Below are 12,871 nucleotides of genomic sequence, written 5' to 3' on the forward strand. Positions count from 1 at the left end.
CCCGTATGCTTCTTTTCCAAAAACTCCATACAAACGCTATGCAACCGAAAATTTCCGCAAGAAAATCAAGGCTAGCCAAATAGACAAATAGACAAATAGACAAATGAGAATGGTATTTATTTAGAAGGAAAAATTTGCTATTTTATGTCTACAACATAATCAAATTGGTGGTCGTAATGGGCTCTAAAAGTGCGCTAAAAAAACTGATGAAGAAAAGCCAAAAAGTCAGTAGTCGTTCACTGAAACAACTTAACTCACTCGCAGCCAATAACGATAAAAAGCAGCACATCTCCCCGAATTTGGCCGCAGAGCTCAATCAACTGTCATACAAAGTCATTGGAAATGTTGTTCAAGAGCTCACTCCACCTTTGTCGCCTATCCTTTCGTGGCTAAATGATGGCATTGCTGTCAATCAAGCTAGGGGATCTATAAGGCCTGCTATTCAACCTGCCACGGATGCTAATTTACCAGCGGTAACGTCGATAAAGATGATGCCGAAAAAGTCAGTGTCTATCTTGCAAATCCCACTAAAATCTCCCCCCTGTAAACGCTGTCCAGCAAAAATGGGAGGCAATTGTAAGTGCGCCGCCAAGAAACTCAATATCAACCTTTAATGTCAATCTAGTTGCTAATTAGTTCAAACTTAGGCGTTCAAGATTACTCTACTAAAAGAAGGGCCAACCAGTCGTGACAGTGCAATGCCGGCCATGCCTTTTACTAACGTTTTGGTGCCAACAATGGCTGCATTTTCTATAAAAGAACGTGGCTGATCTTGCTCCAACCATCCATGACTCTCGAGAATACCGAGTAAATCCTCACAGCTAATCTCTTTATCATCAAAAGTGATTGCAACCGATCCAGCGTGCAATTGATGCTTGATATGCTTAACAGCCTCAATCAACTGTAATTGTTCCAACAATGTCTCTACTGCTTGTCTGTTAGTACGAATAAAAGCAGAGCGAACCCTTAATCTTTGCTTTGTCTTGTGGACATATACACTCATTAGCGCAGCCTTTTTAATTGATAATCATTATCATTCCAATAGATGTTATCACCGCTTTATAGTGCACGTAAAGTATACAAATCGCTTAATAAACAAAAACACCTAAGATAAGTGACTCTGCAATTAAAATAAGAAACCACTAATGTTATCAAACTACTAAATTAATTATAACTCGGTATCAATGCTGTAAATAACTCGGCAGAAACGTGATCTCAAACAAAATATACTCGTGTCACATTCGTATAATGGTTGGATGGACAAATATCTCACAAAAGTGCTGAAGATGAGACGCTGGGTGGAAATAGCACACCACATACCAGGGCGTATTCGTCTCAAATATAAAGTCGGGTTAATGGCCCAACTCATGCAATATAACTTAAAAGATTTTGATGAGGTGGTTGCTCAAATCCCTGCCTTTTTAAGCTATAAACTCAATAAGTCAACTGGCAGTATAGTCATTGAGTACAACTCAGAACTCGTATCAGCTGCCACCATAAATGATCTTTTTGGTGAGTCAGATGATCGAGTCGCAGACGCTTATTACCTGCTTTCTGAATATTTACAAGCTGAAGGAATTACCCAATGAGCCATTATTATTCACCAGAGGGGTACCAGCCGCAACATCAGGCGACTTCAAACAATGAGCCCTCGACAGAACCACAACAGCAACCGGAATTTACAGCGCATAACCAGCAATATCCACCAGGCTATGTTCCCCCTGCTTATTATGGTCAGCCTTATGGAGCGAGTAACCACGCAGCTCCTCCCAACTTTTATCCGCCACACATGACACCAAGTCATGGGCAATACCCATATCCACCGCAGTATTACCCACCGCACTTCTATGCTGCTCAACATGGCTACCATCCTATGTGTCATCACCCACATATGATGCATCCACCTTATGTTCCACACCAAGTACCACCGGCACAACCCAACCCTCCGGCTGAAGATAACGGTCAGTTTATGGAGCAAGCACAAGCAATGCTTGAACAAGCTCTGGGTGAAGATGCAGGTATGTTTAAAGATATTTTAGGGAGTTTAGGTATGAACGATAAAGAATTTTGGAAAGGTGCAATGATTGGCGCTGCAGCAGCTTTATTACTAAGTAACGATAAAGTCCGCGGTAAGCTGTTTGATGTTGTTTCTGGTGCCGGAGATATGTTGAAAACTGGTGGCGGAAAAGTGAAAGATGCTGCAAGTCATACTGCACAAAACGTAAAAGAAAATGTCACTAACAGTGGTGAGATTTTCAAAGATACTTATAGCGCAGGCAAGCAAGGTTTTAATGAGTCAGTCGAGCGTCATTATCAACCCGCAGAGGCGATACCAGCTGCCGAACAAGAGCCTGTTGAACCTGCTCCCCTTACCACTAAAGAAGTTACCCCTGCATGAGTAACTCAAGAAATCTATTGTGCCCAGCGAGTCGAGCTTCACTCGTTGGCGCCATGGTTGGCGGTGGTGCCGCGGTAGCGACACGCTGGCAGTCCTATAAAGAAGGTCAGCTAGCAATTAACGAATTAGTCTGGCACACCACAAAATCTGCTGTGCAAGCAGCTGCGATTAGCGGCCTGACAACATATGCAGCAGAGAAAATGGCTGGTCGCTCTGCATTGTCGCTACTCACTATTCTTGCTGCTGGCGCGGCTAGCCTTTATCTAGTCGATCAACTATCAGAGAAACATAATCATGAATAACCACCCTCATTATGGCTACGGGCATTTTCATGTTCCGCCTGAAAACCAGCAACCTCAGTACAAGACGCAAAATAGCAAAACCCACTTTGCAATGGGCTTAGCTGCAGGTGCTGCCGTGGCGTATCTGTTAACCAACAAAAAAATCCAACAGAGTGTTGCTTCAACGGGAGAAAAAGCCTGGTCGTCAGTACAGGGCGAGCTAGAAGAGTTAAAAGAGCGCTTAGAAGACACCCAAGCCGAACTCGATTATTACCGTAATTTACAAAAAGGTGATTAATGCTTTCATTGCGAATTAAGCATCATATTCCAGGACGGATCCGCTTTAAACTGGATCGTTCGCAAACGCTAACTGATTGTGGTGAGTGGATAAAACACAGCCTCATGGCAATACAGGGCCTTAGAGCAGTAAGAGTTAATGAAGACGCTTACTCTATCGTCATTGACTATGATGATAGCTTAATCGACCCAAGTATAATTGAGGAAAGGCTCACAGAGCTCAATCTCGCTGAAGCCGAGCTTACTCCTGCTGAACACCAATTCACTCGTGGCGACATCGCCATGAATATTATCGGCACTTTATCTGCTGCGCTGCTGCCTGGTAAGTGGAGCGCGATATCAACAGCAACCTTAATTGCGCCAACAATCTTTGAGGGCATTACAGATCTAAAAAACAAACAAGTCACCGTTGAAGCTCTGGACGCTATTGCCGTTGGTTTATCTGCGTACCGCGGTGACTATCGTACTGCAATGATAACGCAATCGCTGATTAGCCTTGGCGAATACATGGAGCAAGAAACCTGCCGTAAGAGCGATAAATTACTCGCCGAACTCATGCTGCCACAAGCATCTATTGTGTGGCGCATCAATGCCGACGGCAGTAAACAACAAGTCAACTCTGAGACTTTAGTTGTTGACGATATTATTGAGTTAACACCGGGAAGCGCTATTCCGGTTGATGGTATCGTTATTGCTGGTGCCGCCCTTATTAATCAATCTAGCCTAACAGGTGAAAGTGTACCCATTCGCAGAGAACTCGATGCTTATGTCTACTCAGGAACCAGCGTACATGAAGGCACGATAAAAGTACGTGTAGAAAAAGTTGGTAGTGAAGCTACAACGGCCAAAATTGCCCAGCTGATTTACGACTCTCTTAGTGAAAAAAGTGAAATCCAGCAAGTTACTCAAGATATGGCAAATCGAAGGGTAAAAATTACCCTTGCTATGGGTGCCGCTGTATTTGCCCTTACCCAAGATATAAACCGAGTTGCATCTGTTTTTCTGGTCGATTACTCGTGCGCGCTCAAACTCAGCACGCCAGTAACGTTTAAGTCAATTATGTATCGTGCAGCCCAACAAGGCATCTTGCTTAAAGGCGGTAGCGCTATAGAAAAGCTTGCGGAAATCGATATCTGTGTATTTGATAAAACCGGCACACTTACATACGGCGATATGGAAGTGACTGATGTTATCCCTTTTAATTGCTCTGGAGTCAGCTGCGCTAGAGATCTATTAGCCATTGCCGCCTCTGTTGAAGAACACAGTAATCATCCACTATCCCAAGCAATTGTTAACGCAGCCAAACAGCACCAACTGCCGCATATAGATCACGGTGAAGTGGAGTATGTTATTGCTCATGGTTTAAAGAGTACAGTTAATGAGCATTGTCTTGTTATGGGCAGTCGCCACTTTTTAGAAGCTCATGAAAAGGTCAGTTTTACTGAATTTGAATCTGAAATACGTCACTATGAAGATTTAGGTCGTCACCTCATTTTTATCTCTCATAAAGGCGAGTTAATGGGAATGATTGGCTTACGTGATCATTTACGTGAAGACGTACAGCAAACCTTAAATCAACTCCGAGAGTTGGGGATCAAACAAATCATGATGATCTCTGGTGATAGTGTATATAAAGCTAACATGCTAGGTGAGGATCTAAAGTTAGATCGCGTATTTGCTGAAGCAACCCCAGAATCTAAATCCACTATTATCGATTCTCTGCAACAGCAAGGCCACAAGGTGATGTTTGTTGGCGATGGTGTTAATGATGCACCAGCCTTAACCAAAGCCAATGTTGGTATAGCGATGTGTAATGGTACTGAATTAGCTAGGCAAGCTGCTGATGTGGTGCTGCTTCAAGATAGGTTAGCAGGCGTGTCTGAAACTTATCACTTGGCTAAAATTGCTATGGGTATGATTAATAACAATATAAAAATAGCTGAATATGTAAACAGCGGCATTATGCTTGCTGCGGCGCTTGGTTGGCTTAACCCAGCCATGAGTGCACTGTTGCATAATGGTACAACCTTGGGGATCTTAGCTCGCTCACTAGCAATAAAAAATCAATAACATTAATGCAGTGGCGCAGGTTGCCACTGCACATTAAACTTCATAAAATCAGACACTTACCAGAATCCCACCCCTATTAAAAACAACGCTTTTGAAGGCGCAAATACCTTCCCTTATTATGCAAACTTTAACCAAAAATATGCCGTTGGCAGAATAAGAAGTCCGTCTCGAGTAATAAGCTAACCACCTCGATACTAAATAATTGATTTTGACAACGACTCTTTCTGGTTGAGTGTTTAGAATAAATTACCACCTCTAGCTCTCCAATCATTTAGCTCAAGCTCGCCTCAAACTAAATGAAAATTGAAATGGCAAACTTAAGGCTCATACAGCAACGCGCCCATTCGATAACTTGTAACAGTGAGAAGTGAGCAACTTACTTCTCTCTGAGGTCAATAAGTTCTCCACCCCAACAAAACTAAAGGCACCGGAAGGCGCCTTTATTTAGCTTTAGCTAATCCAATTAAAACACTAACTAAAACGGCTGATTCACCATGATCCAAAACTGATTTGACTCTTCACTAAAGGCTAGCTCTGCGCGTACTACCACACTTTCAACTTCAAAGCGCGCACCAATACCTGCAGACCATTTCAGGTCATCGTGCAGTGCACTTGCGCTAAATTCATCGCTAACTTGTCCAGCTTCTGCAAACGCTACCCACTGCCACCACGGAATATCGTATAAGTTAAATACTGGCCACTCTTGCAATGGTTGCCATCTTGGTTGCACACGATACTCTGCGCTATATAGCACTGCAGAGCGACCAGTGAAACGCTTGCTGGTGTAACCGCGAAGACGCTCGAAGCCACCTAAGCTAACACCTGCAAAGCTTGGCGGACGATGAGCATCATCATTAGAGTCTGAAGTCCACGTTGGTGTATCGGCTAAGTAAAAGTTAAACGCCATAATTTGCTGACCAAACCATTCATTAGAGTCGATAGAAACAAACGTGCTTTGATCAAACTCCCAGGTGGTCCAGCTATTGCGTGAGTCACTACCAAAGTCGCGGGTGACCTTAAAGCTTGTTTGCCCACCTTGAGTGCTGTTTTTACCGTTATCGCGGTTATCCCACTCAAGCTCAACGGCTAAACCTTTGGCTTCATCCTCTAAAAACTCAAATCCTTCGAGCTCTCTACTCTGAGTAAAAGGACTAAATTTAACACTGGTAACACCTGACTCTAGCGGATTCCAACTAATATCGGTTCTTGCGCGGCCTAAACTACGAGCCGCCCCTTGACTACCACGGCCAATCGGCAGTACGTATCGAGCATGAAACTTGGTAAAGGACTCATCACCTAAAGTAACCACTCGCTCGCTGTCACCGTTGATATCTGCCTGATTAGGCACATAATAAACGCCTTCTTTAAAGCGGGCGTTATAGGTTTCGACTGAGAACAACCATTGATCAAGAGTAGGAATTTGATAGTCGTTAAAACGCAAATAGCTAACCCAACTATTATTGGTGCTATACACGCCAATACCCAATATAGAGGATTGAATTTGCCCAGCATGTTTAAGCACACCGGCGCCACCAAAAGCAGTACTTAAGCTCTCACTTGAAAACGCAAAAGGCACAGCAACAAATTCAGACTCATAATCGGGCAGTTGGTTATCGTTGTTTTTTTTCTGCTTGTTAGCACTAGACTCAACTGATTCAATAATGACTTGCTCTTCACCAGACGGCTTACCATCTAGTTGTTCTGCTGATGACTCTGCACTCGCAAAGGGAGACATTAAGCCCAAAGCGACAAATATAGTTAATGGATTTATTTTCAATTTAAGACATCTTCAACTGCAACGGGCATCCCGCCTCAAATTGCAGTATCAACATAAATAAGTTGTTTATTTGCTCAATCTAGGCAAACAGCGACTCGTGGAGTCAATTTAGTTACAAGCTCGTACGCGATAGTGCCAATGTGCTCTGCCACCTCCTCTACTGGAAGGTCTTTACCCCAAAGTACGGCTTTATCGCCCACATTATCACTCGCATCAGCACCAAGATCGACAGTTAACATATCCATCGACACTCGGCCAACAATCGGCGCTAAACGGCCGTTAATTAATACCGGTGTGCCTAGTGGTGCATTACGTGGATAACCATCGCCATAACCTATGGCAACCACACCTAGCTTAGTATCTTTATCTGCTAGCCAGTGGCTACCATAGCCCACCGGTTGACCGGCTTTATGATCACGTATCGCAATGAGTTGCGAAACTAGCTCCATGGCAGGAACAAGTCCGTGCTTAATGCCAAGATCGCCTACAACTGGCGATACACCGTATAACGCGATCCCCGGGCGGATCCAATTTGCTTGGCTTTGCTGCCAAAACAGCGCGCCAGCTGAGTTCGCTAAGGTGCGCTCTCCAGGTAAGTCTTTGGTTAACTGCTCAAATGTCGCTAATTGCGTGGCAGTGTAATTATTATCTGGCTCATCGGCACAAGCAAAATGGGTCATCAAATTAATCGGTTTAGCGATGTTTTTACACGCCACTAAGCGCTGATAAACCGCATCAAATTCATCTGGCACAAAACCTAAGCGATGCATACCAGAGTCTATTTTCATCCACACGTTAACAGGCTTATCGAGCTCAGCTTGCTCCAGCATCTCGATTTGCGACTCATGGTGCACTACGGTTTCGATATCGTGTTCAACTAGCGTGGCAAGATCTGTCGCGCGGAAGAAGCCTTCCAATAAAAGCAGTTTTGCAGTAACGCCACCGACACGAAGCGCAAGCGCCTCTTCTAAACGCGCTAAGCCAAAACCGTCGGCATTATCTAAACACTGAGCGACATTAAGCAAGCCATGGCCATAGCCATTGGCTTTTACAACCGCCATCACCTTGCTTGATGGGGCTAATTCATGCAGCCGAGCCAGATTATTCTTCAATGCTTGGCGACTGATCTCTGCTCGTGGAAATGGTTTCACAAGTAACCTTGTTATCTCTATTAAAAAGTAAGAGCCTCTATGAGGCTCTATTGTAATTAATCATGGTCCGTAAATGACTTTATGGACAATAATTAATCCTCTTCGAATTGTGGACCAGCGTAGTTATCAAAACGTGAGAATTGGCCTTGGAAGGTTAAACGCACACGCCCGATTGGGCCGTTACGTTGCTTACCAATAATGATCTCTGCGGTACCTTTATCTTCAGAATCGTTGTTATACACTTCATCACGATAAATAAACATGATCAAATCGGCATCCTGCTCAATCGCGCCCGATTCACGCAAATCCGAGTTAACCGGTCGTTTATCAGCACGTTGCTCAAGCGAGCGGTTAAGCTGTGACAGTGCAACAACCGGAATTTCCAGCTCTTTCGCCAAGGCCTTAAGCGAGCGTGAAATCTCCGAGATCTCCAAGGTACGGTTATCTTTAAGCGCTGGTACCTGCATTAACTGAAGGTAATCGATCATAATCATCGATAGACCGCCATATTCACGCGCGATACGTCGTGCTCGGCTTCGAACTTCAGTCGGTGTAAGACCTGAGCCATCATCGATGTACATCTTACCTTGCTCAAGCATAATGCCCATGGTTGAAGATACGCGCGCCCAATCGTCATCATCTAGCTGACCAGTACGAATTTTGGTTTGATCGACGCGGCCAAGTGAGGCCAACATACGCATCATGATCTGTTCTGAAGGCATCTCCAAGCTGAAAATAAGCACGGGTTTGTCTTCGTGCAGTGCCGCTTGCTCACACAAGTTCATCGCAAAGGTGGTTTTACCCATCGATGGACGCGCGGCAACAATAATCAAGTCACCAGACTGGAAGCCTGCGGTCATTTTATCTAAGTCGCCAAAGCCACTCGACACACCGGTGACACCACTGGTTGGGTTGTTATATAACTCTTCAATTTTATCAACGGTCTTTTCGAGAATCGCTTTAATGCCTTCAGGGCCTTCGTTAGCATTGGCACGCTGCTCAGCGATTTTAAAGACTTTGGTTTCGGCTAAATCAAGCAATTCACTTGAATTACGCCCTTCCGGATTAAAACCTGCATCAGCAATTTCGTTAGCCACTTTAATCATATCGCGCACAACCGCACGTTCGCGTACGATGTTAGCGTATGAGTGGATGTTACCCGCACTCGGGGTGTTTTTAGCGATTTCACCGATATAAGCGAAGCCACCCACATCTTCGAGCTGATCTTCAAGCTCAAGCTGCTCAGATACGGTAATTAAGTCGATTGGTTGACCCGCACTGATCAAAGACTCCATCGCTGTAAAAATGGTGCCATGGGCACGCGAATAGAAGTCTTCTTTTACGACAGCTTCTGCCACTCTGTCCCAAGCGTCAGAGTCCAACATCAAACCACCGAGAACCGATTGCTCAGCTTCAATTGAATGCGGCGGCATCTTCAGCGCGTCCATCTGAAGATCTCTTGGTTTCTCTTTGCCCTTAAAGGCGCGTTGTTGTGACATTAAATCTCCAAAATTCCAACGTTTAAGCAAAATGTGGTATAAAACTGGGGTCAAGCAAAGCAGGTATTTAACATCTAACGACCTGCACCTAAAAAAATACTATAACAATATTAAGGAAAGCACATGCGCAATGCATTGATCGCCGCCATCGCTCTCTCTACAGGGATGCTGCCATCAGCTGTGGCATTGGCCGATGAAGGACAATGGCAACCCTATCAAATGCCGTCTATCGCCGATAAGCTCACTGAACGTGGCATAGATATTCCAGCTAAGCAGTTAGCGGACTTAACCAGCTACCCTATGAATGCAGTAGTTGGACTGGGCTATTGTACCGCCAGTTTTGTTTCGCCCCAAGGCTTAGTTGTCACAAACCATCATTGCGCTTACCGTGCTATTCAATATAACAGCAAAAAAGAGCATAACTATCTTGCAGATGGCTTTTTAGCAACCAGTAAAGATAAAGAGCCAACAGCTGGCCCGAATGAGCGCTTATATATCACTGAAGCGGTAACCGACGTATCAAAACAAGTAAAAAAAGATATCGGTGAAGATCCGCTACAGCGTTATGAAAACATTCAAGCTAACCGCAAAGCGCTAATTAAAGAGTGTGAAAGCGATGATAACTATCGCTGCTCAGTAAGAAGCTTCCATAACGGTCTTGAATATTACCTTATCAAGCAGCTTATTATACGCGATGTACGCCTAGTATACGCGCCACCAGAAAGCGCAGGTGCTTTTGGCGGTGATATCGATAACTACGAGTACCCGCGTCACTCAGCTGACTTTACCTTCCTGCGCGCTTATGTGGGTAAAGACGGTAAGCCAGCCGCTTTTGCCGAAGACAACGTACCCTACGTACCGAAGAGTTATTTAAAAGTTAATGCCGATGGCGTTAAAGCTGGCGACGGTGTGTTTGTAGCCGGTTACCCAGGCTCAACCAGCCGCTACCGTTTAACCAGCGAGCTTAAGTTTGCCAGTGACTGGTTATATCCTACCCTTGCCACGCGTTACCAGCTACGTATCGATACTATCGAGGCCATGAGCGCTAACGATAAAGACGTTAAAATCAAATATGCTGGCACGCTAGCGGGCATGGCAAACCGCATGAAAAAGTACAACGGTTTGCTAGATGGTTTTAAAGCAACTGATATTACCGGTATCAAACAAAGCCGTGAAGATGACTTCCTCGCTTGGCTAGCAAAGGATACTGAGTATCAATCATTCCAAGCACAGTTTAATGAGCTAGAAACACTATTGGTTGGACAGCGCAAACAACGTCAAGGTCGTTACTACTTTAATAATGCGCAAAGCAGTGAATTGCTAGCAACGGCAAATAAGCTTTACCGCTTAGCCAAAGAGAAGCAAAAACCCGATGCTGAGCGCGAAGAAGGTTATCAACAACGCGACATGAAGATGTTTAAGGCTCGCCTTAAACGCCTAGATTCAAGCTTTGCTATTAGCGTTGATAAAACCCTGTGGATGCAAGACCTAGAAGCATACCTTGCCCAAGATAACCGCGTTGCTGAACTTGATGCCATGCTTAACGAAGGCGACAGTGAAATAGCGCTTAGCGACAAGCTTGATGCACTGTATGCGCTTAGCTCGCTTACCGATAAACAAAAGCGTTTAGCCTGGATGGACGCCGATGCTAACGCATTTGAAACCAGCGCCGATCCTTTCATTCGCCTTGCGGTAGCGCTTTACCCGCAAAATATGCAAGCAGAGAAAGATGCCAAGACGCTAGCAGGTAAGTTATCTAAAGCGCGCCCTGACTACATGAAAGCGATTATCGCCTACAACAAAGCCAATGGCTGGCCAGTATACCCGGATGCTAACGGCACTTTGCGTATTACCTACGGTATGGTCGATGGTTATCAATCTACAGATGCGCTTTATAAGCAGCCTTTTACGCGCTTAGAAGGCATTACCGCTAAGCATACTGGTGTTGAGCCGTTTAACGCCCCCGCTAAGCTATTAGCAGCCATTGAAGCTAAGCGTTATGGCACTCATGCAGTTGATAGCGTATATCAAGATCCTGCATCTTGGTTATGCCGTCTATTCTCTTGTTTAGACAAGCCTGAAGAGTTTGGCTCTGTACCGGTTAACTTCCTATCGAGCGTTGATACCACTGGTGGTAACTCTGGCTCGCCAGTATTTAACGGTAAAGGCGAATTAGTGGGGCTTAACTTCGACTCGACTTACGAAGCGATTACTAAAGATTGGTTCTTTAACCCTACCATTACTCGTGCGGTGCACGTGGATATTCGTTACATCCTTTGGATGATGGATGAAGTTGATAATGCACAAAACCTCATTGAAGAGCTGGATTTAGTGAATAACTAATTCAAATCTATCGTTTGCAAAAAGGCATATAAGCTCGTTTATATGCCTTTTTATTTGCTTTTAAATGAGTCAGTCAGCCCTATTGTCTTCATCTTGATATCTAGATCGGTAATGAGCTTATTTATTATTCTTATACTGATTGGTATTAGTAACAATGCTGACGGGCTAAAGCCCGACCTACAGAAAGTTTGCTCTAGTTGTGCTTAAACCAACATGACATTAATTTGCGCTTTCCTACTTTCCTACTTTCCTACTTTCCTACAATGCTAAATTTCAGGCATAAAAAAACGCCGTATTAATAAATTAATACGGCGTTTCAAATTAAAGCATTTGCTTAGCGCAAATTATTAAGCTTCTGCAACTACAGAAACTTTAACGATTGCTTTAACTTCAGTGTGAACTTGAACTTCAACTTCGAATTCACCAGTAGTGCGGATAGCACCTAGTGGAAGACGAACTTCGCTCTTAGCTAGTTCAACACCAGCAGCTGTAACTGCATCAGCGATATCACGGTTACCAATTGAACCGAATAGCTTGCCTTCGTCACCAGCTTTAGAAGCGATAACAACAGACTCAAGTGCAGAGATTTTCTCAGCGCGTTGAGTTGCAGCAGCTAGGTCAGCAGCTAACTTAGCTTCTAGATCAGCACGACGTGCTTCAAAAACTTCAGTGTTAGCAGCATTAGCAACAACAGCTTTACCTTGTGGTAAAAGGAAGTTACGAGCGTAACCAGCTTTTACAGAAACTTGGTCACCCAAGTTGCCTAGGTTAGCGATTTTATCAAGTAAAATAACGTTCATTATATATTCCTCTGAATTAATGCAGTATTACTGATGTAAATCAGTGTACGGCAGTAGAGAAAGATAACGAGCACGCTTAATAGCGCGAGCTAGTTGACGTTGATATTTAGCATTTGTACCAGTGATACGACTAGGAACAATTTTACCACTTTCAGTGATGTAGTTCTTCAAAGTTACGATATCTTTGTAATCGATCTCGGTAACGCCTTCTGCAGTGAAACGGCAGAACTTGCGACGACGGAAATAACGTGCCAT

The 12,871-nt window shown here is 44.2% G+C and carries 13 protein-coding genes; 7 read left to right on the top strand and 6 right to left on the bottom strand.

Annotation, left to right across the window (positions count from 1 at the left end):
• The first annotated feature begins 176 nt into the window (after positions 1–176).
• The gene (locus tag L2748_RS03075) at positions 177–614 is read left to right on the top strand and encodes a hypothetical protein (protein WP_220779043.1); all 438 of its coding nucleotides are present in this window, start codon (positions 177–179) and stop codon (positions 612–614) included.
• Between the two features lie 29 nt (positions 615–643).
• On the opposite strand, the gene L2748_RS03080 is transcribed toward L2748_RS03075, so the two are convergent.
• Entirely contained in the window at positions 644–1,003 is a 360-nt protein-coding gene (locus tag L2748_RS03080; RefSeq protein ID WP_220779041.1) for an HMA2 domain-containing protein, read from the bottom strand.
• Between the two features lie 283 nt (positions 1,004–1,286).
• Here L2748_RS03080 and L2748_RS03085 point away from each other — a divergent pair, with 283 nt between their 5' ends.
• The 5 genes from L2748_RS03085 to L2748_RS03105 are packed head-to-tail and all read left to right on the top strand — an operon-like array spanning position 1,287 to position 5,046.
• Positions 1,287–1,589: an HMA2 domain-containing protein gene (locus tag L2748_RS03085; protein WP_220779040.1), complete on the top strand. Its 303-nt coding sequence runs from the start codon at positions 1,287–1,289 to the stop codon at positions 1,587–1,589.
• Positions 1,586–2,398 (top strand): YtxH domain-containing protein, encoded by an 813-nt coding sequence (locus L2748_RS03090; protein WP_220779039.1) that lies wholly within the window; start codon positions 1,586–1,588, stop codon positions 2,396–2,398. Before L2748_RS03085 ends, L2748_RS03090 begins: the two co-directional genes overlap by 4 nt.
• Complete coding sequence (locus tag L2748_RS03095; protein ID WP_220779038.1) at positions 2,395–2,700, top strand: magnetosome protein MamC family protein; 306 nt, start codon at positions 2,395–2,397, stop codon at positions 2,698–2,700. Before L2748_RS03090 ends, L2748_RS03095 begins: the two co-directional genes overlap by 4 nt.
• The gene (locus L2748_RS03100; RefSeq protein ID WP_220779037.1) at positions 2,693–2,977 is read left to right on the top strand and encodes a YtxH domain-containing protein; all 285 of its coding nucleotides are present in this window, start codon (positions 2,693–2,695) and stop codon (positions 2,975–2,977) included. The genes L2748_RS03095 and L2748_RS03100 overlap by 8 nt, the downstream gene beginning before the upstream one ends.
• On the top strand, positions 2,977–5,046 hold the full coding sequence (locus tag L2748_RS03105; RefSeq protein ID WP_220779036.1) for a heavy metal translocating P-type ATPase: 2,070 nt from the start codon (positions 2,977–2,979) through the stop codon (positions 5,044–5,046). The genes L2748_RS03100 and L2748_RS03105 overlap by 1 nt, the downstream gene beginning before the upstream one ends.
• A gap of 475 nt (positions 5,047–5,521) precedes the next feature.
• Here the strand turns inward: L2748_RS03105 and L2748_RS03110 are convergent, their stop codons facing one another.
• From L2748_RS03110 to dnaB, 3 genes are all read right to left on the bottom strand, one after another.
• Positions 5,522–6,781 carry a BamA/TamA family outer membrane protein gene (locus L2748_RS03110; protein WP_220779095.1) on the bottom strand — a complete coding sequence of 420 codons (1,260 nt, stop codon included), beginning with the start codon at positions 6,779–6,781 and terminating at the stop codon, positions 5,522–5,524.
• 116 nt (positions 6,782–6,897) lie between these two features.
• Entirely contained in the window at positions 6,898–7,974 is a 1,077-nt protein-coding gene (alr, locus tag L2748_RS03115; protein ID WP_220779034.1) for an alanine racemase, read from the bottom strand.
• Positions 7,975–8,066: 92 nt separating this feature from the next.
• Entirely contained in the window at positions 8,067–9,473 is a 1,407-nt protein-coding gene (gene dnaB / locus L2748_RS03120) for a replicative DNA helicase (protein ID WP_220765214.1), read from the bottom strand.
• Positions 9,474–9,596: 123 nt separating this feature from the next.
• Between dnaB and L2748_RS03125 the strand changes: the two genes are divergently transcribed.
• Positions 9,597–11,816, top strand: a complete 2,220-nt coding sequence (locus tag L2748_RS03125) for a S46 family peptidase (RefSeq protein ID WP_220779033.1) — start codon at positions 9,597–9,599, stop codon at positions 11,814–11,816.
• A 347-nt stretch (positions 11,817–12,163) separates the two neighbouring features.
• Here the strand turns inward: L2748_RS03125 and rplI are convergent, their stop codons facing one another.
• Positions 12,164–12,616, bottom strand: coding sequence for a 50S ribosomal protein L9 (gene rplI, locus L2748_RS03130; RefSeq protein ID WP_220779031.1), 453 nt, complete (start codon positions 12,614–12,616; stop codon positions 12,164–12,166).
• 27 nt (positions 12,617–12,643) lie between these two features.
• Positions 12,644–12,871 (bottom strand): 30S ribosomal protein S18, encoded by a 228-nt coding sequence (gene rpsR / locus L2748_RS03135; RefSeq protein WP_005497284.1) that lies wholly within the window; start codon positions 12,869–12,871, stop codon positions 12,644–12,646.

Source organism: Shewanella sairae (genome assembly GCF_023283535.1).
Lineage (GTDB): Bacteria > Pseudomonadota > Gammaproteobacteria > Enterobacterales > Shewanellaceae > Shewanella > Shewanella sairae.

Excerpts from the sequence above, each read along its gene's own strand:
- L2748_RS03075 (WP_220779043.1), top strand. The coding sequence starts at position 177 with ATGGGCTCTAAAAGTGCGCTAAAAAAACTGATGAAGAAAAGCCAAAAA.
- L2748_RS03080 (WP_220779041.1), bottom strand. The coding sequence starts at position 1,003 with ATGAGTGTATATGTCCACAAGACAAAGCAAAGATTAAGGGTTCGCTCT.
- L2748_RS03085 (WP_220779040.1), top strand. The coding sequence starts at position 1,287 with ATGAGACGCTGGGTGGAAATAGCACACCACATACCAGGGCGTATTCGT.
- L2748_RS03090 (WP_220779039.1), top strand. The coding sequence starts at position 1,586 with ATGAGCCATTATTATTCACCAGAGGGGTACCAGCCGCAACATCAGGCG.
- L2748_RS03095 (WP_220779038.1), top strand. The coding sequence starts at position 2,395 with ATGAGTAACTCAAGAAATCTATTGTGCCCAGCGAGTCGAGCTTCACTC.
- L2748_RS03100 (WP_220779037.1), top strand. The coding sequence starts at position 2,693 with ATGAATAACCACCCTCATTATGGCTACGGGCATTTTCATGTTCCGCCT.
- L2748_RS03105 (WP_220779036.1), top strand. The coding sequence starts at position 2,977 with ATGCTTTCATTGCGAATTAAGCATCATATTCCAGGACGGATCCGCTTT.
- L2748_RS03110 (WP_220779095.1), bottom strand. The coding sequence starts at position 6,781 with ATGTCTCCCTTTGCGAGTGCAGAGTCATCAGCAGAACAACTAGATGGT.
- dnaB (WP_220765214.1), bottom strand. The coding sequence starts at position 9,473 with ATGTCACAACAACGCGCCTTTAAGGGCAAAGAGAAACCAAGAGATCTT.
- L2748_RS03125 (WP_220779033.1), top strand. The coding sequence starts at position 9,597 with ATGCGCAATGCATTGATCGCCGCCATCGCTCTCTCTACAGGGATGCTG.
- rplI (WP_220779031.1), bottom strand. The coding sequence starts at position 12,616 with ATGAACGTTATTTTACTTGATAAAATCGCTAACCTAGGCAACTTGGGT.
- rpsR (WP_005497284.1), bottom strand. The coding sequence starts at position 12,871 with ATGGCACGTTATTTCCGTCGTCGCAAGTTCTGCCGTTTCACTGCAGAA.